We start from the raw sequence: 18,320 nt of genomic DNA, 5'->3' as shown, positions 1-18,320 counted from the left end.
GTGGACCCGGCCGGCCCGTCCGTCTCCGCACCCATGCGCTATTGCACATGGAGTCCCCCTCATCCGGCCGCTTCGCGGCCACCTTCTCCCCGCTGGGGAGAAGAGCCTGGCATCAACGCTGGCGACCTCCTCTCCCCTCGGGGAGAGGTCGGATTGCCCCGAATTGCCCTTCGCAATTCGGTTGGGCAATCCGGGTGAGGGGGCATTTTCCCTATGCGATGCCCTGGTCTCCGCGCCATCGGTCCGCTCGGGCCTAGGTCGTCAGGGTTAATTCTCCCAATCAGCGGAAAGGTTTACCATCGAGGCAGTCCCAACCGGGATGAGGCGATCAATTACGGCCGCGCGTCCAGCATCACTGCCGCCTCGGTCTTGCACGGCCAGAAGAAAAAATCTGGGAGGAATGCATGACGAAAACAACTCACCTCAGGCGTCTCGGTATCGTCGCCTTGGCAGGTCTCGTTGGCGCGTGTCTGAACGCCGCCACGCCTCGGGCCGCCGAACCCGACAAGGCCGAGATCGATGCCCTGCGTAAATCGCTGTCCAGGTATGAAGACTACAAGGTAGCCGTTCGCGAGCTTTATCTATCGACGGTTGGATGCGTCTTCTACAGCGGCGAAAAGGTAGAGGGAGCGATGGACTACCCGAAGGGTGCGATGGGTATCCATTTCGTCAACGTCACGACTGTCGGCCCGACCGCGGATCCGACACGCCCCAATGTGCTGATCTATGAGCCGGTCGGCGGCGAATTGCGCCTGGTCGGCGCGGAATGGCTCGTGCCCTTGACGCCCGACACCAAGGAGCCGCCGAAGCTCTTCGGCCAGACATTCCAGGGGCCGATGGAGGGGCATTATCCGCTCATCCCCAAGGAGTTCCACCACTACGACCTTCACGCCTGGCTGTTCAAGGACAACCCGCTCGGAATGTTCAGCCCGACGAACCCGGACGTGAAATGCGACAATTATGCGTTCCCGATGCCGGAGCAGCCGACCAAGATGGTGCCGGGGCCGATGTGATAGCTCAGGCTACGATCCGAGCTAGCTGTTTGATCCCGGACTTTGATGGGGCATCCTTATCTTCCGAATCAAAGGATGCGGGCTGCGGGCCTCGAGACGTTATCCCAGAGGACGCTCCCGGGATAACGTCCAACCAAACTCCGTGCCCGGACTTCGGACTCGTTTTGCCGTTTGGCAATCACGACTCGACCCCGACGCGGGGTGACATCGGGAACCTTTCGCAGGGGACATGGTTCCGAATGGGCGGCGAAAGCGTGCTGCTCTTCATTCCTGCTGTCGCCAAGGAGATTCGACCATGAAGCTTCGCGAGTTGTTGGATCAAATAAAGGACCTGCCGCCTGACACCTTGGTTTGTGCCGCCGAAATCGATGAAGCCTTCGCGGTCAACGTTGTTGGCGTTGAAGCTGTCGGGAGCGCCAGAATCCAAAGCCGCAAACCGGATGGCACCGAAGCTGTCGAACTCGCCAACGGGACCGAGAAAGTCATCGTGATCCGCTGGTGAGATCGGGGAAGTTTCGTTCAACAGCAGCAGTGTTGCTCATCACTGGCGCTGAATTTCGAATGCTGGCAAGGCGGATGGCGGCGGTCGCCCTATGGCTTGGCGGGCATGGCTTGGACGAAAGCCGCCATCTGGCGTTCGAGTGCCTTGAACGCGCTGCCGCGCCAGCTCTCGGCCATTGATGCCGATTTTGGATCCGGGAAAATTTCCTCCTCCCCTCGCGCCATACCGTCCAGAATACCTTTCGCGACGCTCTCGGCGGAACTCTTCGGTATGTCGGCGTCTCTGCTCATGTCGGTGTCTATGGGACCGGACAGGACCGCATGAACGCTCACGCCACGAGCCCCGGCGAGAGCACGTAACGACTGCGTCATGGAGAACGCGGCGGCCTTCGACAGCGAATAAGAGGGAATAATCGGGAAGGGAACGAGGGCCGCTTCCGACAGGATGTTGACCACGGCGCCGCGCGAATGCGTGAGCAGCGGCAGCAATGCGTGGGTTACGCCATGCACGCCGAGCAGGTTGACGGCGAGGTGCCGCTCGAGCGCAGCACGATCGCCAAGGTCGTCATAGAGCCCGATGCCAGCGTTGTTGATGAGGATGTCGAGAGACCCGATCCGCTCGACAGCCGCCCCTATCTGCGCCGCATCGGTCACGTCCAGGATCAGCGGCGTGACACGCCGATCTGCGTGGTCGAGCGGTTTGCGCGCGCCGGCATAGACGCGCTTGGCACCCCGCCTCAATATTTCCTCGACCAGCGCCTTGCCGAGGCCGCGGTTGGCCCCGGTTACCAGAACGGCCTTGTCTGTGACTTCCATCGATTTCAGCACGGCGATCTCTCCTCCTACTTGCATGAACGCAGGCGATTTATTCTTGCATCATGCAAGTCGGTTATAATTTTCTGTTTCATGCTTGGACGCCGTCTTCGCCTTTGCATTGCTCCAGGGCAGCCGGCGCCGACGCCGGGCGAACCCTTGCAATCAGGACCCGACTTCCAATGTCGTGTAGGAGATCGGCGACGGCCGCTCCAGGAAGGCGCCGGTTATGGCCGAAACGAAATTCTTCGCGTCCGCCGAGCCCAGGAAAGCGTCGCGCTCCTGCCTCGATGCCCAGCGCTCGACGCAGATGGTAACGTTGGGCTCTGCCCGCGAGCGAAAGACGCTGTAGTCGATGCATCCGCTTTGCTTGCGGGCGGCGCCGGCTACGTCTCGCAGCGCATCCCGTACCTTGCTTTCGATGCCGGGTTTCGCCGCTGCCGTGGTCATGACGATCATCTCGGCGCCATCGCTCGCTGCCATGCGCTCGAGGCCGATGTTCTCGTTTTGCGGCACGACCGTTGGATTGGCGTTCTCTTCGCCTTTGTTGGGTTGCCCGCTGCCCTTCGAAATCAGGTCGCGAAGGCTTGCGATATAGAAGTGCCAGGAATCATGGCAGACGTCGTAGCATTCTTCACTCGGCTTCAGTCCGACATGGGTGAAACGCAGCTCGGTCCCCTTGTCGGTCGGCGCGATGTCGAAGACCACGTCCGTGCCGGTCCACTCGGTCGCATCCCGAAATCTCGGGCGATGACATGAGCGACCTCTACCCTTGCATCATGCAAGCACAATGCATACTTGCATGATGCAAGTCAATAGGGTATGTTCACGTCATGCTTGGTCGTCTCTATGAAAAACAGAACTGCTCGGCCTCACGCGCCCTGGAGCTGGTCGGCGAGCGCTGGAGCCTGTTGATCCTGCGCGACGCGATATTCGGCGGCTACACGCGCTTTTCGCAATTCCAGAAGAGCCTGGGGATCGCCACCAACATCCTGGCCAAGCGCCTCGAGGATTTTGTCGAGGCCGGCCTGATGGACCGTCGCCCGGGTGCCGCCGGCGAGCAGTCCGAATACGTCCTGACCCGGAAGGGCATGGAATTCAAAACGGTCATTATCGCGCTGACCGAGTGGGGCGACAAATGGGTGCGGCCCGGACCCATCTTCTACTGCAACCAATCCGACGGTAAGCCCGTCGAGGTGCAATTGCGCCGCGCCGGCAATGGCAAGCAGGCCGACCTCGCCGACGTCGTGGCGGCCCTCCGCTAGGCGTGGCGGCGGGGCTGGCGAGGTGCAATCATTTCAGTGGGTTGGACGATCCCACCCACGCCATTGGGTTTAATAAGAAGTGGCGTGGGGATTTTGGGAAGTGGTGCCCCTAGCCGGGATCGAACCAGCACTCCTTACGGAACTCGATTTTGAGAGGCCGGATATACCTTATCCTAACTTTATCCGGCGGTATCCAATTGTACGATAACCGATTGTAGCCACTAGCTTTTTCGGTCCGTCCAACCATCCATACCTGACCGGACATACGCCACGGTTTGATTTCTGGCTGCACCTATTCAGCACCTGAAATCGGCTCTAATGGAGGTTAGGAATGCCCAAAATCAAGCTGACCAAGACGATCGTCGACGCTGCGACGGCCGATCAGGAACCCTACGAACTTCGCGACACCATCATACCGGGGTTCCTGCTAAAGGTCACCCCGACCCGCAAGATATTCATGGTGGCCTACGTCGCCGCCAACGGCCAGCGGCGAAAGCCCGCCATCGGCCGCTTCGGCGAAATCACCGTTGAGCAGGCTCGAACGATTGCCCAGAACTGGCTCGCCGACGTCCGCAAGGGCAAGGACCCGAGCGCCGAACGCTCCGCCATGCGAAAGGCACTGACAGTCAAGGAACTCTTCGACCGGTTTATCGACGACTACTCGGAGAGCCGAAACAAGCCCTCGACCGTCAAGTCCAACAGGGGGTACGGGAAGCTGTACATCGTCCCACACCTCGGCCAGATAAAGGTGCCCGACGTTACGCGGGCCGACATCGCGAACCTCATGAAGAAAATGTCGAGGGCCCCGACAAACGCGAACCGCGTCCTCGCGGCCGTCCGAAAGATGTTCAACATGGCCGAGGTCTGGGGAATGCGGCCCGACGGGTCGAACCCATGCCGACATGTTCCCAAGTTCCCGGAACGGGGAAAGACAAGGCTGATCACCGATACGGAACTGAGGCTCCTCTACGCCTACCTCGACAAGGCCGAAGCCGAGGGCCTGGAGCATCCCTTCATCCTCCTCGCAGTCCGGCTCCAATTCGAGTTCGCCGCGCGCATGTCGGAAATCCGGCAGCTCGAATGGGCTTGGGTCGATCTCGACAACCGGCGCATCGAATGGCCCGATAGCAAGACCGGCGTTATGTCCAAGCCGATGAGCGCCGAGGCGGCCCGGCTGTTCGGGACGGCCCCGCGCTTCGAGGCCTCGCCCTTCGTCTGCCCATCAATCTTCGATCCAAACCTCCCGATGTCGAAGCACACCTACTATCACGGCTGGAAGCGCATCCTTGAGCGGGCTGGCCTGCCGCACATCGGCACGCACGGCATCCGACACCGCTCGGCAACCGACATCGCCAACTCCGGCGTACCGGTGAGGGTCGGCATGGCGCTGACCGCGCATAAGACCGTGACGATGTTCATGCGCTACGTCCACACCGAGGACGACCCGATAAGGGCAGCGGCTGAGGCCGTGGCCAAGCGGCGTCAGGCCCTGATCGGTGGAGCGCCAGCAGTCCCATCCTCGGTACCCATTGCCGAGCCGACCACCACGCCGCCGACGATCGCTCCCGAACCTGCCGAAGCGCTGCCCGAGGCAGGCGACCAGAAGCCGCTTGGCCTCGTGGACGGCAAATATTCCTCACGCACCAAGCTCGGAAACTACCGGCCGTTCCGCCACCGTAGCGGTCAGAACCGGGCAGTGCCTCCCGGAACCAGGCGCGCCGACGGTGAGCGGGAGTGCTCCGATGTCCCATAAGCCGACACAGCAGCGGCGCTGGCCAACGCCGGATATCCTCCTTCGCGTACAATTCTTGGATGATGCAGGGCCGATCCGGTTCGTCGATACGGAAGCGGCGGCTCGCTTCCGTTCGATATGTCCCAGCTGATGTTGAACCCATCTGACGCAATGCCGGAGCCTCGTTGATGGGGTCGACGTCCGGTCCCTTCGATGCGCTGTCCGTTGAACCCCAGACAATGTCCGTTTCGATCAATGCGCAACGCTTTTGTGAAATATGCTGATGAAGGAGCGCTGGCCTAGTTGTTTAGATGGGGTATTCGGCTTTGCCCCACGTCTTGAACGGTCTTTGAGGTGCTGCGCTTCGAGCTGATGATAAAACGTGGTCTGCGTAAACAGCCACAAGCATCAGGAAAGGAAGCGCAGCATGAAGCATTATGCCGGACTGGACGTCTCCGTGAAAGAGACGACCGTTTGCATCGTGGATGAAGGAGGCCGCATTTGCCGAGAGATGAAGGTTGCGAGCCATCCGGACGATCTTGTTGAGGCGTTGAAGAACCCCGCCTGGAATTTGGCCCGGATCGGGCTTGAAGCTGGTCCCTTATCACAATGGTTGTTCAGTGGTCTGGCGGGAGCCGGACTACCTGCAATCTGCATCGAAACCCGTCATGCGAAGGCCTTTCTCAAGGCCCAGGTCAACAAGACCGACCGCAATGATGCGCGCGGCATCGCGCAGATGATGCGGGTTAATTTGTTCCGGCCGGTGCACGTCAAGACGCTGATGAGCCAGAAACGTCGGGCGCTGTTGATAGCCCGCAAGTTGCTCCAGGAAAAGGCCATCGCAATTGAGAACGACATTCGAGGCCTGTTGCGTAACTTCGGTCTCAAGGTTGGCATTGTCGGCGCTGCCAAATTTGCGGACCGCATCCAGGACCTCTCCGGCGACATTCCGGAGCTACGTGACATCATGGAGGTGTTGCTCGCCGCCCGGCAGAAACTTCGCGAGCAGTTCACCGTACTGCATGAAAGGCTGTTGTCGATCGTGAAGGGTGACACGGTTTGCAGGCGGTTGATGACCGTACCTGGTGTCGGACCTGTCGTTGCGCTGGCTTTCAACGCCACGGTCGACATTCCTGCCCGCTTCAAGAATTCGAAGGACGTAGGGCCGGCTCTCGGGTTGACGCCGCGCTTGCATCAATCAGGCGAGGACAATCGCGTCGGACGTGTTTCCCTGTGCGGTGACGCCATGATGCGAACGCTACTTTATGAAGCCGCGCAAGTCTTGCTGACGGTGATGAAAAAGTGGTCATGGCTGAAAGCTTGGGCGATGAACGTCGCTAAGCGCCGGGGCCGACAAAGAGCAACCGTTGCCCTTGCTCGCAGATTGGCTGTCATCATGCACAGAATATGGTCCGACGGCAGTGAGTTCCGCTGGGCGCGAGAGGAAGCAACGGCGGTGATATAGCCGGGTCCACCAAACGAAAGGGAGAACATTCGATAACGAGATCCGCCAGGGGCGGATGAATGTCCTTCGCGGGACGGAGGATGAAGAGAGGACGTGCCGGGACTCGTTTCCACCGCGGCAACATGGTGAGAACGCTGTTTAGATTGTCCCCTTCATTCCAACTAATCCCATGCTGGGAGGGCCAACGCGCCGATCCCGAAGAGAAGCAAGGCCTCGCGAAAGACATCAAATGCCCGTGGTAGAGGAAGCTTGAAAGCGATTGACTTCAACACGCCGAATAGAGAAGAAGTCCCGGCATTTGCTGGAGCGGATCAAGCTTGAAGCGTTCTGGCTGTGCAGCCCATGCCTTGCAAATGAACTCGTAGGGCGTGAGGCCCTTGAGGGTCTTGAGCCTGCGGGCGAAGTTGTACGCAGCGACGAAGTCGGTGAGATGCTGCCGGAGCTGGCGTGCGCGCGACCGGGAGAGACATTTCGTCTGGCTGGTTGCGGCTCGCTCCTTACCAAAGCAATGTCTACAAGTTTTATAGACATTTGCTGCAGAGCACGTCATACTGTGACTTCAAGTGCCTGACTCTTTCGCCATTCGTGTTCGTATGATCAGGAGATGACGATGACGCAGACATTCCTGGAGACAGTTCCAGGCCGCCTCAGAGCCGTGATCGACATTCTTTTCCCGGCTTCGGAACTTTCGCACCCTCTAGCGGGGCCGCCTAAGGCGGGAGCCGATTTCAGACCAGAAACGGACTCTCGTCGCCCGGAACGGGATGAGGGTCTCTACTGGGGCGTCGGCACATGCGGCTACTGGTAGTAGACGCTGCCGCGTTGACTTCATGGCAATGAACCAAAGCACCTAATCGACATGCGGGGGTTGCCTTGGCAGCATGGTTGCTGCCGCGATCATGGAGGAGACTGATGACCACACGCCTTTTGCCCGCACTGCATGAGGGCCATGCGCCGATCCATTTGCACGGAGCCTTCTACGAGGCTTTGGAGGCTTACCAGACCTGGACTCCGGGGACGGACGAGCCGCAAGTGGAATTCGAAAACCATATGATCCCGATCAGTTCGGTCTTCGGCCGGATGCGGACCTGCACTGACATGCTGCCTTGGCGTATCGAGGCTGATGTCCTGAATATCGTCGGTGACGCACTGGTTTCCAGCGGCGAAAGAGCGATCACCTACGCCGATGCCGCGCTCGTCCTTCGCGCCTTGTGCGTGAAGCGCCTTCGGGGCGACGACCACGTCCGCTTGGAACAATAACTTACGGCGCGTTGCGTAAGCCCTTCAGACGCGACGCGCCTTAAGACGCTCCTCGCTCTCGGTCATTTCTCGAAAGCCGCGTCATTGGACCTGACCGCTGCGCCGCCTCGATCGCCGTCGCGACGCGACGCGACGCGACGCGAAAGGACATCGCTCTGGCCGACGCTGCCGGCAAGGCGTCACGAAGCGGACGCGGCGACCTTGGGAAAAACACCGCGTCCGAACTCTACGTCCCAGCTGCGCTCCATGGGTGCAGCTTCGCCGCTCAACCCAAGTTTGGGGAAAAGCAATTCAGCGACGCTGAATGCCTCTTCCAGATGCGGGTAGCCGGATGCGATGATCGTCTCGATGCCGATCTCCTGATACTCGCGAATGCGCGCGGCAACATTGTCGGGATTGCCGACCAGCGCCGTGCCCGCGCCGCCGCGCACCAACCCCGGTCCCGCCCACAGGTTCGGACCGACAACCAGCCGGTCGCGCCGACCCTGATGAAGCGCCGACATGCGTTTTTGCCCAACGGATTCCGAGATATGGACAAATCCTTTCTGGGCTTCTGCGATTACGTCGTCGGTGACGTGGCTGATCAGCCGATCGGCAGCGGCCCAGGCCTCATCCTCCGTCTCACGAACGATCAGATGAATGCGAAGGCCGAAACGGATCGTTCGGCCTTGCGCCGCCGCAGCTTTCCTGACGCGATCGATCTTTTCGGCAAGCTGGTCCACCGGTTCGCCCCAGCTCAAATAGGCGTCCACATGCTTGGCGGCGATCGCGATGCCGGCGTCGGAAGAACCGCCGAACCAGAGGGGCGGATGGGGCTGCTGAACCGGCGGGAAGGAGATGTCTGTGCCGTGGGCGGAAAGATATTTGCCCTCGAAATCCGCCGGCTCACCCGAGAGGATACGCCGCCAGATGGTGAGGAACTCATCGGTCTGCGCGTAGCGCTCGTCATGACTTAGCTTGTTGCCGTCACCAGCAAGGTCGGCCGGATCTGCGCCGGTGACGACATTGAGCAGGACACGGCCGCCAGAAATGCGGTCCAGCGTGGCCGCATGGCGCGCGAACAACGCCGGCGTTCCGCTGCCCGGCCGCAACGCCACGAGGAATTTCAGCCGTTCGGTGAGCGGGATCAGCCCGGCAGCCACGATCCAGGCGTCTTCGCACCGCGTTCCGGTGGGCAGGAGCACGCCCTTGAAGCCAAGCCGGTCGGCGGCCTGGGCGATCTCCTTGAGATAGCCGAAGGTTGCCGGGCGGTGCCGCTCGTCGGTGCCGAGATACGGCCCATCGCCATGGGTCGGCAGATACCAGTAGAGGTCAAGCGGACGGGTATTGCTGGACATCGGACTGTTCCTTCAGCGATGCGGAATGTGTGCGGCAAGCGTCAGAGCTTGCCCTTCCAGGGGATGAGGTGGTGCTCCAGCCAGCGCATGCCGCTGGTGAAGGCGAAGGCGAGGACGGCAATGACGATGAGGCCGACGAAGACGACGTCAGTGGCGAGGAAATTGGCTGCCGACATGATCATGTAGCCGAGACCCGACTGGGCCGCGATCAGTTCGGCCGCGACCAGCGTCGACAATCCGGCGCCGATGGCGATCTTCAGGCCGGTCATGATTTCCGGCAATGCGGACGGAAGGATGATGCTGGTGAAAAGCTGCAGCCGGCTCGCACCGAGCGACAGCGCGGCGTTGATGCGTTCGGCCGGCACCGACCGGACGCCGGCCTGCGCGGCAAAACAGATCGGGGCGAAGGTCGACAGCGACAGGAGCACGATCTTGGAAGTCTCGCCGATGCCCATCCAGATGATCAGCAGCGGCAGGTAGGCCAAAGGCGGCAGACCCCAGTAGAGATCGATCGGAACGCTGAAGATGCCCTTGACCCAGCGATTGAGTCCCATCAGCAGGCCGAGCGGAATGCCCAGAAAGATGCCGACACCGAGCGCCGCGGCGATGCGGCCGAGGCTGGCCAGTGTGTGCTCGAGGAGCGTACCGTTGGCATAGCCGTCGGCCCAGACGGCGCTGAACTGGGTCAGTACCTCGGCGGGCGACGGCAGGAACAGCGGCGAGGCCCACCCTAAATGCGCGGCCAGGAACCACAAGGCGATCAGCGACACCAGCGTGACCAGGCTGATGCCGAGCGTGCTTGTCGACGGGGACCGGCGCGGCTGAGCGGACGGCCTGCGCCGGGTCGTTGAGGGCTGGAACGAAGTCGGGGAATTGGCGGCAAGCGTCATTGCAAGTTTCCTGTTCGGGGCAAGGTTCCTGTGCGGGCGGCTTCCGGCTGGTGGATGAGCGAGCGGATTTCCTGCCGCAATTCGATGAAACGCGGGTGGGACTGGATCGGCCCGATGTCGCCGCTCTCAGCGAACTCACGAACGAAATCGGCCTCGAACCGGGCGACGATGCGGCCGGGCCTCGGCGACATCACGACGATTGCCGTGCCGAGCGTCAGGGCTTCCTCGATGGAATGCGTGATGAACAGGATTTGCTTGCCGGTCTTGGCCCAGACCGAGGCCAAAAGCTGCTGCATCGTCTCGCGCGTCAGGCTATCGAGAGCGCCGAAGGGCTCGTCCATCAACAGGATCTTCGGATCGGTGGCGAGCGCCCGCGCGATACCAACGCGCTGGCGCATGCCGCCGGACAGTTCGTAAGGCGGCTTTTCGGCGAAATCGGCGAGCCCGACCAGGTTCAGAAGACGCCTCGATCGCTCATGGCGCTCGCCGCGCGCCACGCCCCGGTATTTCAGGCCTAGCGCGACATTGTCCAGCACGTTGGCCCAGGGCAACAACGTGTCTTTTTGAAAGACGACGCCACGATCGCCGCCGGGCGCGATGATCTCATTCCCATCCAGCGTGATCGAGCCTTCGCTGAGCGGGAGGAAGCCGGCGATTGCGTTAAGCAAGGTCGACTTGCCGCATCCCGAAGCACCGACGGCGACGACTATGGAATCGGGAGCAATGTCGAGCGAGACATGATCGAGCGCGTGCACCTCCTGGCCGTCCGAGGCCGGAAAGGTGACACTGGCATCGCGAATTCTAAGCATGCTGAACCTCCAAACAATCTGGCTGGCGTGATTTCGCCAGCCAGAGCCGTATTCAGGGCTGTCTAGTTGGAGGCCTTGGCGGCTTCCGCATACTGCGGGTCGGCGGCAGCGGCGTAGCTATCCTTGATGGCCGTGATCTTTTTCTGATCCTTCAGGAAGGCGGCGGTGTCCTTGAGGATTTTTGCAACGGCGCTCTTGTCGCCGCCGCCCAGCCATTTGTCGGAAGCCTGTTCGTCGAGCGGCGGCACGACCGTCGTCTTCAACTGCTCCGAATTCTCGGCCGCGGTTCCGCCCTGCAATTTGGCGATCGCCTTGGCGCTATCGGTATCCGGTCCCCAGGCGGCCGGGTTGCTGAGATAGGATGTCGTGTAGCCGTCGACCAGCCGGACATACTGGCTGAGGAAGTCGGGATTGGCCTTGGCGAAATCGCCGGTCACCACCAATGCGCTGAAGGTCGGCGCGCCACGATCGGCAACCTGGCCGGCTGTCAGCAGGACCTTGCCGTCCTTCTTGAGTTCGGACAGTGCCGGATCCCAGACGAAAGCCCCGTCAATGTCTCCGCGCTTCCAGGCAGCGACGATCTCGGGCTGCGGGATGGCGATGACCTGGGTTTCCTTCTCGGAAATGCCTTCCTGCTTGAGCACGGCGAGAAGCTGGTAATGGTCGGTCGATACCGGTGCAGCCGCGAGCTTCTTGCCGCGCAGGTCGGCCGGCGACTTGATCTCAGGCCGTACGACCAGGGCTTCGCCGTCACGAGAGACCGACGAGATGTAGAACGCCTTCACGTCGATGCCCCTGCTGACGGCAGCGGCGAACGGGCTCGATCCGACGTCGCCGATCTGGACGTCACCGGATGCTATTGCCGCGAAAATGTCAGCGCCGGAATTGAAGCGGCGGAATTCGATGTTCCAACCGGTCTTCTTGGCAAGATCGCCATTGGCGATGCCAAGATTGTAGGGATTGGCGCCGGTCTGGTAGGCGATGACGACTTTCTTGTCTTCGGCATGCGCTGCGGCGGACGTGGCCGCTAAAGCAAGCCCGACAAGGGCGGCGGAAATCAGTTTTCGCATGGGATCCTAATCCTTGAACGGAGGCCACAGCCTCGATTGCCAGCCCTACCCGAGGGGCTTTGGATTAAACTCCACTAATGTTATAGACTTAGACAGGAATGAAATTCCGAAAACGTGCTCATGATTAAAAAGAATTCAGCTTAGACCAAGGCTGCCGCCCTACGATTACACACACGCAAAATGTATTCACACGCAAAATGCGGAGCCTTACAGGCCGCGCCTTGGCTAGTATCGCCTATCCGGCACTTGCCGTGGCGCTGTATCCGTCAGCCGAAGCCGCCCTGACCGGTTGGCTCTTCGGCTGCCGCGCTGAAAGCAGGGCGGCGAACTGGTCGACGGCCTGTCCGGCCCGCGCCAGGACCAGTGGGTCCGAAAGCTTGCCGTCGGAAAAATCACTGTCGCTGCCATAGACAGCGCTCGGCACCGTCAGCGCCGAGTAGAACCCGAACAGCGGGCGAAGCTGATGTTCGACCACCAGCGCATGGCGCTGGCCGCCGCCTGTCGCGCCGATCAGGACTGGGCGATTGACGAGCGCCAGCGGATCGATGAGGTCGAACAGGTGCTTGAAGAGGCCGGCATAGGACCCGTTATAGACCGGCGTCGTGACGATCAGCGCGTCGGCCTGCTCAACAGCCTCCACCACGCTCAGCGCCTCCGGCGTCAATTCCTTGCGCGTGAACGCAACCCCCAGACCACGGCCGGCATCGACGAGATCGAGGAAATTCACCGTGACCGACAATCTCTCGCGCAACGACTCGCCCAGATGATGCGCCAGCGTCCGCGATTTCGACGGCCTGTGGGTGTTGCCCGAATGCACGACTATGTTCTGGCGCAGCCGGTCGACATGGAAATTCATGGGCTCTCTCATCTGTCCGAAACGATTGGGCGTGGGACGGGGCCATCTGCAGCGAAGGCCCGCCCGCCGTCAGCCCCGCTCCAACTGGCGCCGCGAACAATTCAACCGGCCTGCGATCTTGGGCATTCCTTTTTTCCTGGGCGTTCCTTGGGCATTGCTCGATCGGCGTTGGGACGGATTCGTCCGTCTCCCTTCCTGACGGTTGAGCCATCGATGATCGGCATATTGTGTACCAAAAAAATACAATCCGTTGACTCGCTTACCAACGCATGCGATTCTTCCTGCCGTACTAGATGTCATTGACTATCAGAATCATTCCGAAGGTGCGCAATGAAGGGCAGCAAAGGCAGTCTCTACGACGATCTGAAGCGTCGCATCCTGACGATGGAACTCGATCCTGACGCGGATCTGGATGAGGTAGCGCTGAGCGAGCGCTACGGCCTGTCGCGGACCCCAGTCAGGGAAATCTTTCGCCGGCTGGAGGGCGAAGGCTACATCGAAATCCGGGCGAACCGGGGGGCCAGGGTCGTTCCGATGAACCATTCGACGCTCAGGCAGTTCTTTCTGGTTGCCCCAATGGTTTACGCCGCCATAGGCCGGCTGGCGGTGCAAAACTTCAAGCCGTCACAGATGTCGGACTTGAAGGACACGCAGGAGCGTTTCCGCGCCGCGAGCAAATCGGGCGACGCACTTTCCATGGTTGTCGAGAACAACAGGTTTCACGAGATCATCGGCGAGATGTCCGCAAACGTTTATCTACAACCAAGCCTAGGCAGGTTGTTGATCGATCATGCCCGTATCGGCCACACCTTCTTCCGCCCGCGCAATGATGACATGCGCAAGCGCCTCACAATAGCAGTCGAACACCACGATGCCTTTATCTCGGCCATCAGCGGTCATGATGAGGACGCTGTTGTCGACCTTGTGTTCGAGCACTGGGAACTGTCGCGCGAGAACATGGAGATGTTCATCGCGCCCCAGGGCATGAAGGCGGATGCCCTGGTTGGCGATAACTGACAGTATCGCCGTCGCCTGCGGATCGACGTCTCTCTCTGCCGCGTTATGAGCTCGTCCGGCCTGCTGGTCGGCCGGGAAGCCTTGCTGACGGAGACGGCCCCTCGTACTCCCAGGGCGCACAAGGCAGGCCTCGCTCTAAAGGCTGCCTCCCTTCTCAACTCTGGTCTGTTGCGCCGCTCGGTCGCGAGCGGTTCGTGTTTGCCTGAGCCGCTCCTCCGGCAACAGAACGTTGTCGCATTTGCAGCCCCAGACGACGGTTCAGTCGATAGCTCCGGGCCAGCTGTGTGTTTTGTCCGTATAAAATTTGTGTACTCAAATAATACAATCTGTTGACTCCGGGTCAACGGTGTGCAATTTTTCGCTCCATCAGATGCGATCAACTGGTTCCAAGCGCTGCGAATTCCCGCGTGGGAATTCGCGAATGGTCTTCGTTTGGCCGAATGACACATGGTCGGAAACGGCCACCCCACGGATGGAGAATTGTCTTGAAATTCGAGGGCATATACACGCCGGCGGTGACCACGTTCGACCCGGCCGGGCAGATCGACAACGCCGCTTTCGCGAACGTTCTCGAGTCACTCATCGAAGCCAAGGTGCACGGCATCATCGTTGGCGGATCGACTGGCGAATATTATGCCCAGAGCGCCCAGGAGCGCTTCGATCTCGGGGCCTACGCCAAGCAGGTGATTGGCACCCGGCTGCCGCTTATCATCGGAACCGGCGCTACCAGGACCGAAGACTCGGTCGAATACGCCAAGGCGGCGAAGGCGATCGGCGCCGACGCGATCCTCGTCTCGTCGCCGCCATACGCGCTCCCGACCGAGCGCGAGAACGCGGTTCATGCGCTGACGGTCGACCGGGCCGCGAACCTGCCGATCATGCTCTACAACTATCCCGCCCGCATGGGCGTCACCATGCGAGAGGACTATTTCGCCCGCGTGGGCAAGTCCAGGAACGTCGTGGCGATCAAGGAAAGCTCCGGCGAGATGGGCAACGTCCACCTGCTCGCCCGCACGTTCCCGCACATCTCCCTTTCCTGCGGCTGGGACGATCAGGCGCTTGAGTTCTTCGCCTGGGGCGCCAGGAGCTGGGTCTGTGCGGGTTCGAACTTCCTGCCGCGCGAGCATGTCGCGCTTTACGAAGCCTGCGTGCTCGAAAAGAATTTCGACAAGGGCCGCGCCCTCATGACTGCGATGTTGCCGCTGATGGACTTCCTCGAATGCGGAAAGTTCGTCCAGTCGATCAAGCACGGATGCGAGCTGATTGGCCTGAAGACAGGCGGCGTTCGCGCGCCGCTGCGTCCTCTCAATTCGGAAGAGAAGCGAACTCTCCAGACTGTCGTCGCCACGCTGAAGCGCACGGTCACCCAGATCACGTCGGGAGCAAACCATGCATGAACCTTTGACCGCCGCCGAATACAAGGCGATCGCCGCAAACATTCAGTTCTCGACCAACGCCTTCATTGACGGGGCGTTCCGTCCTGCAAACTCCGGCAAGACATTCAAGACGACCAATCCGGCGACGGGCGACACACTTGCCGAGATCGCGGCGTGCGACGCCAGCGATGTCGATTTCGCCGTGGCCAAGGCCAGGCAAGCCTTTGACGACGGCCGCTGGCATCTCCGCTCGCCTGGCGAGCGCAAGGCAGTCCTCATCAAATTCGCGAAGTTGATGGAGCGCAACCGTCACGAACTCGCGGTCATGGAGAGCCTCGACAGCGGCAAGCCGGTGCGCGAATGCCAGACCGTCGACGTCCCGGACACGATTCACACCATCCGTTGGCATGCCGAACTGATCGACAAGCTCTACGACAACACGGCCCCCGTGGGCTCAAACGCGCTGACCATGGTCGTGCGCGAGCCGGTCGGCGTCGTCGGCTGCGTCCTGCCGTGGAATTTTCCGCTGCTGATGCTGGCTTGGAAAATCGGTCCGGCGCTTGCAGCCGGATGCTCGGTTATCGTGAAGCCCGCCCAGGAGACGACGCTGACCACGCTTCGCGTCGCCGAGCTGGCGCATGAGGCGGGCATCCCCGCGGGCGTCTTCAATGTCGTCACCGGTGGCGGCAAGGACGTCGGCGAGTCGATCGGCATGCACATGGGCGTCGACATGGTGGCGTTCACCGGGTCGACACCAACGGGTCGGCGCTTCCTGCACTACGCAGCCGACTCCAATCTCAAGCGCGTCGTCCTCGAATGCGGCGGCAAGAACCCGGCAGTGGTTCTGGAGGATGCCGAAGACCTCGACCTCGTCGCCGAACAGGTGGTCAACGGCGCGTTCTGGAACATGGGCGAGAACTGCTCGGCCACGTCGAGGCTCATCGTCGACGCCAAGATCAAGGACGAGTTGCTGCAGCGGATCGGCGCCTATATGCGCGAGTGGAAGACCGGCGATCCGCTCGACCCGGAAAATCGCGTTGGGGCGTTGGTCAGCAAGAACCATTTCGAGAAGGTGAAATCCTTTCTTGGCGACGTGAAGACCGAAAAGCTCTCCGTCGTCCATGGTGGTACCACGCACAAGGGCATCTACATCGAGCCGACCGTCGTCGACGGTGTCACACCTTCGAGCCGTCTCTTCCAGGAGGAGATTTTTGGACCGATCCTTTCGGTCACGACGTTTAACTCGCTTGCCGAGGCGATAGCTCTCGCCAACGATACGAACTACGGTCTGACCGCATCCGTCTACACCGGAAGCCTGCGCAAGGCGATCAAGCTTTCGCGCGAAATCCGGGCGGGTGTCGTCACCGTCAACTGCTTTGGCGAAGGCGACGCGACGACGCCGTTCGGCGGCTACAAGGAATCCGGTTTCGGAGGACGTGACAAGTCAGTCTTCGCGCATGACAACTACTGCGAATTGAAGACGGTCTGGATCGACGTCTCGGATCGGTCGTTGGATGAGACCGTGAGATGAGCGACCTCGTCGTCAAGCGGCTTCCGGCGGAATCCGGAACCTCGGGCTGGGAGGCGATCAGCAGACGCTGCTTTCCCATCCGAACGCTCGACGGCGACGTGTCGGCCGACTGGCTGATCATCGGCGCGGGCTTCGCCGGCCTCTCGGCCGCGCGGCGGCTATCTCAAACGCGGCCTGGCGACAAGATTGTCGTGCTGGAGGCGGGCGAGATCGCCAAGGGCACCTCTGGCCGGAATTCCGGCTACATGATCGACGTCCCGCACAATATCTCGTCGGGCGAATATTCCGTCGCCGACGAGGCCGAGACAAGGACGGAGATCGCCCAGAACCGTTTTGCGATCTCCTTCGCCGCCGATGCCGCGGCCGAGTACGGCATGTCGGTGCGGACCTTCGATCCGTCGGGCAAGATCAATGCTGCCGCCACCGAGCGCGGGATAAGGCTCAACGCGAACTATGCCCGCTCCCTCAAGGCCATCGGCGAGCAGCACCGCTTCCTGGATGCGGCCGACATGCGGGAAATCACCGGATCGTCCTACTATCTGGGCGGCCTCTTCACACCGGGCGCCGTGATGATCCAGCCCGCCGACTATATACGCGGGTTGGCCGCGGGGCTGGCATCGAAGGCCGACCTCTTCGAGCGCTCCCCTGTGCTCAAACTCGAACGGCTTGGCGGGACGTGGAGGGCCGTATCGCGTCGCGGAAGTGTGACTGCGCCGAAAGTCATCCTGGGAGTCAATGGCCACATCGAGGATTTCGGCCACTTCCGTGGCCGCCTGATGCACATCTTCACCTATGCATCGATGACGGCCCCCTTCACCTCGGGGTCGACTGGCAGGGACCGGTGGGCGTTGCTTCCGGCCGATCCGATGGGTGCGACGGTCAGGAAGATCACCGTCGATGGGGTCTCACGCATCGTGATCCGGACCCGGTTCACTTACGACTGGACTGTCCAGGTCAGCGAGAAACGATTGGCCGCAATCGCCGCCGAGCAGCGGACGTCGCTCGACGCCAGATTTCCTGACCTCCAGGACGTGCCGTTCGAGCATGTCTGGGCCGGGCGGCTTTGCCTCAGCAAAAACCATGTGCCCGCCTTCGGCGAAGTCGACAAGAGCCTCTATTCGGCATGCTGCGAGAACGGCCTCGGGACCGTGAAAAGCACGCTCGCGGGCGTCATGGCTGCCGATCTGGCGACCGGCACCCGTTCGGACATGCTCGACAAATTCTCGGATCAGCCGGAGCCCGCGCGGCTCCCTCCGGAGCCGCTCGCATGGCTCGGTGTCAACAGCGTGATCCGATGGCAGGAATTGCGTGCAGGCCGCGAGGGATGACCCTCGCCGCGCAATATGAAGACTGAGCTGACCGCAAAGTCTTCAAATGAGAATGGG

17 protein-coding genes and 1 pseudogene are annotated in these 18,320 nt (G+C 61.1%); 10 read left to right on the top strand and 8 right to left on the bottom strand.

Translation table 11 applies throughout. The features are described from left to right. The first annotated feature begins 404 nt into the window (after positions 1 to 404). Both RQ479_RS27530 and RQ479_RS27525 read left to right on the top strand, forming a co-directional pair. Entirely contained in the window at positions 405 to 1,013 is a 609-nt protein-coding gene (locus tag RQ479_RS27530) for a hypothetical protein (RefSeq protein WP_376703100.1), read from the top strand. A gap of 295 nt (positions 1,014 to 1,308) precedes the next feature. Then, positions 1,309 to 1,515 (top strand): sugar phosphorylase, encoded by a 207-nt coding sequence (locus tag RQ479_RS27525; protein WP_376703099.1) that lies wholly within the window; start codon positions 1,309 to 1,311, stop codon positions 1,513 to 1,515. A gap of 89 nt (positions 1,516 to 1,604) precedes the next feature. Here RQ479_RS27525 and RQ479_RS27520 read toward each other — a convergent pair whose 3' ends face one another. Continuing rightward, the gene (locus tag RQ479_RS27520) at positions 1,605 to 2,342 is read right to left on the bottom strand and encodes an SDR family NAD(P)-dependent oxidoreductase (protein ID WP_376703098.1); all 738 of its coding nucleotides are present in this window, start codon (positions 2,340 to 2,342) and stop codon (positions 1,605 to 1,607) included. Positions 2,343 to 2,492: 150 nt separating this feature from the next. Further along, complete coding sequence (locus RQ479_RS27515) at positions 2,493 to 3,035, bottom strand: antibiotic biosynthesis monooxygenase (RefSeq protein ID WP_376703097.1); 543 nt, start codon at positions 3,033 to 3,035, stop codon at positions 2,493 to 2,495. A 125-nt stretch (positions 3,036 to 3,160) separates the two neighbouring features. On the opposite strand from RQ479_RS27515, the gene RQ479_RS27510 reads away from it, so the two are divergent. The 3 genes from RQ479_RS27510 (at position 3,161) to RQ479_RS27500 (ending at position 6,789) form a co-directional block, all read left to right on the top strand. Further along, positions 3,161 to 3,592, top strand: a complete 432-nt coding sequence (locus tag RQ479_RS27510) for a winged helix-turn-helix transcriptional regulator (protein WP_376703096.1) — start codon at positions 3,161 to 3,163, stop codon at positions 3,590 to 3,592. 331 nt (positions 3,593 to 3,923) lie between these two features. Then, on the top strand, positions 3,924 to 5,345 hold the full coding sequence (locus RQ479_RS27505) for a tyrosine-type recombinase/integrase (RefSeq protein ID WP_376703095.1): 1,422 nt from the start codon (positions 3,924 to 3,926) through the stop codon (positions 5,343 to 5,345). A gap of 406 nt (positions 5,346 to 5,751) precedes the next feature. Then, positions 5,752 to 6,789, top strand: a complete 1,038-nt coding sequence (locus tag RQ479_RS27500) for an IS110 family transposase (RefSeq protein WP_376703094.1) — start codon at positions 5,752 to 5,754, stop codon at positions 6,787 to 6,789. 265 nt (positions 6,790 to 7,054) lie between these two features. On the opposite strand, the pseudogene RQ479_RS27495 reads toward RQ479_RS27500, so the two are convergent. After that, positions 7,055 to 7,234 (bottom strand): annotated as a pseudogene (locus tag RQ479_RS27495) (IS3 family transposase); the annotation flags it as partial. A 467-nt stretch (positions 7,235 to 7,701) separates the two neighbouring features. Between RQ479_RS27495 and RQ479_RS27490 the strand changes: the two are divergent. Next, positions 7,702 to 8,049 carry a hypothetical protein gene (locus RQ479_RS27490; protein ID WP_376703093.1) on the top strand — a complete coding sequence of 116 codons (348 nt, stop codon included), beginning with the start codon at positions 7,702 to 7,704 and terminating at the stop codon, positions 8,047 to 8,049. Between the two features lie 179 nt (positions 8,050 to 8,228). Here RQ479_RS27490 and ssuD read toward each other — a convergent pair whose 3' ends face one another. From ssuD to msuE, 5 genes are all read right to left on the bottom strand, one after another. Next, on the bottom strand, positions 8,229 to 9,386 hold the full coding sequence (gene ssuD, locus RQ479_RS27485) for an FMNH2-dependent alkanesulfonate monooxygenase (protein WP_376703092.1): 1,158 nt from the start codon (positions 9,384 to 9,386) through the stop codon (positions 8,229 to 8,231). A gap of 41 nt (positions 9,387 to 9,427) precedes the next feature. Next, positions 9,428 to 10,276 (bottom strand): ABC transporter permease subunit, encoded by an 849-nt coding sequence (locus tag RQ479_RS27480; protein ID WP_376703091.1) that lies wholly within the window; start codon positions 10,274 to 10,276, stop codon positions 9,428 to 9,430. Continuing rightward, entirely contained in the window at positions 10,273 to 11,085 is an 813-nt protein-coding gene (locus RQ479_RS27475) for a taurine ABC transporter ATP-binding protein (protein WP_376703090.1), read from the bottom strand. The genes RQ479_RS27480 and RQ479_RS27475 overlap by 4 nt, the downstream gene beginning before the upstream one ends. A gap of 62 nt (positions 11,086 to 11,147) precedes the next feature. Further along, positions 11,148 to 12,155 (bottom strand): taurine ABC transporter substrate-binding protein, encoded by a 1,008-nt coding sequence (gene tauA, locus RQ479_RS27470; RefSeq protein WP_376703089.1) that lies wholly within the window; start codon positions 12,153 to 12,155, stop codon positions 11,148 to 11,150. 235 nt (positions 12,156 to 12,390) lie between these two features. Beyond that, a complete protein-coding gene (gene msuE, locus RQ479_RS27465) occupies positions 12,391 to 13,011 on the bottom strand; it encodes an FMN reductase (RefSeq protein WP_376703088.1) in 621 nt (206 codons plus the stop codon). A 330-nt stretch (positions 13,012 to 13,341) separates the two neighbouring features. Between msuE and RQ479_RS27460 the strand changes: the two genes are divergently transcribed. The 4 genes from RQ479_RS27460 (at position 13,342) to RQ479_RS27445 (ending at position 18,263) form a co-directional block, all read left to right on the top strand. Beyond that, a complete protein-coding gene (locus RQ479_RS27460) occupies positions 13,342 to 14,028 on the top strand; it encodes a GntR family transcriptional regulator (RefSeq protein WP_376703087.1) in 687 nt (228 codons plus the stop codon). Between the two features lie 485 nt (positions 14,029 to 14,513). Next, positions 14,514 to 15,425, top strand: coding sequence for a dihydrodipicolinate synthase family protein (locus RQ479_RS27455; protein ID WP_376703086.1), 912 nt, complete (start codon positions 14,514 to 14,516; stop codon positions 15,423 to 15,425). After that, positions 15,418 to 16,935, top strand: a complete 1,518-nt coding sequence (locus RQ479_RS27450; protein WP_376703085.1) for an aldehyde dehydrogenase — start codon at positions 15,418 to 15,420, stop codon at positions 16,933 to 16,935. The genes RQ479_RS27455 and RQ479_RS27450 overlap by 8 nt, the downstream gene beginning before the upstream one ends. Continuing rightward, complete coding sequence (locus RQ479_RS27445; protein WP_376703084.1) at positions 16,932 to 18,263, top strand: NAD(P)/FAD-dependent oxidoreductase; 1,332 nt, start codon at positions 16,932 to 16,934, stop codon at positions 18,261 to 18,263. The genes RQ479_RS27450 and RQ479_RS27445 overlap by 4 nt, the downstream gene beginning before the upstream one ends. The last annotated feature ends 57 nt before the right edge of the window (positions 18,264 to 18,320 follow it).

Source organism: Mesorhizobium sp. ISC25 (assembly GCF_042295465.1).
In the GTDB taxonomy this organism is placed as follows: domain Bacteria; phylum Pseudomonadota; class Alphaproteobacteria; order Rhizobiales; family Rhizobiaceae; genus Mesorhizobium.
Note: the sequence above shows the minus strand (reverse complement) of the source record. Positions and strands in the feature narration are given on the sequence as shown.

Excerpts from the sequence above, each read along its gene's own strand:
- RQ479_RS27510 (WP_376703096.1), top strand. The coding sequence starts at position 3,161 with ATGCTTGGTCGTCTCTATGAAAAACAGAACTGCTCGGCCTCACGCGCC.
- RQ479_RS27460 (WP_376703087.1), top strand. The coding sequence starts at position 13,342 with ATGAAGGGCAGCAAAGGCAGTCTCTACGACGATCTGAAGCGTCGCATC.
- RQ479_RS27490 (WP_376703093.1), top strand. The coding sequence starts at position 7,702 with ATGACCACACGCCTTTTGCCCGCACTGCATGAGGGCCATGCGCCGATC.
- ssuD (WP_376703092.1), bottom strand. The coding sequence starts at position 9,386 with ATGTCCAGCAATACCCGTCCGCTTGACCTCTACTGGTATCTGCCGACC.
- RQ479_RS27480 (WP_376703091.1), bottom strand. The coding sequence starts at position 10,276 with ATGACGCTTGCCGCCAATTCCCCGACTTCGTTCCAGCCCTCAACGACC.
- RQ479_RS27450 (WP_376703085.1), top strand. The coding sequence starts at position 15,418 with ATGCATGAACCTTTGACCGCCGCCGAATACAAGGCGATCGCCGCAAAC.
- RQ479_RS27500 (WP_376703094.1), top strand. The coding sequence starts at position 5,752 with ATGAAGCATTATGCCGGACTGGACGTCTCCGTGAAAGAGACGACCGTT.
- RQ479_RS27445 (WP_376703084.1), top strand. The coding sequence starts at position 16,932 with ATGAGCGACCTCGTCGTCAAGCGGCTTCCGGCGGAATCCGGAACCTCG.
- RQ479_RS27505 (WP_376703095.1), top strand. The coding sequence starts at position 3,924 with ATGCCCAAAATCAAGCTGACCAAGACGATCGTCGACGCTGCGACGGCC.
- RQ479_RS27475 (WP_376703090.1), bottom strand. The coding sequence starts at position 11,085 with ATGCTTAGAATTCGCGATGCCAGTGTCACCTTTCCGGCCTCGGACGGC.
- tauA (WP_376703089.1), bottom strand. The coding sequence starts at position 12,155 with ATGCGAAAACTGATTTCCGCCGCCCTTGTCGGGCTTGCTTTAGCGGCC.
- RQ479_RS27525 (WP_376703099.1), top strand. The coding sequence starts at position 1,309 with ATGAAGCTTCGCGAGTTGTTGGATCAAATAAAGGACCTGCCGCCTGAC.
- msuE (WP_376703088.1), bottom strand. The coding sequence starts at position 13,011 with ATGAATTTCCATGTCGACCGGCTGCGCCAGAACATAGTCGTGCATTCG.
- RQ479_RS27530 (WP_376703100.1), top strand. The coding sequence starts at position 405 with ATGACGAAAACAACTCACCTCAGGCGTCTCGGTATCGTCGCCTTGGCA.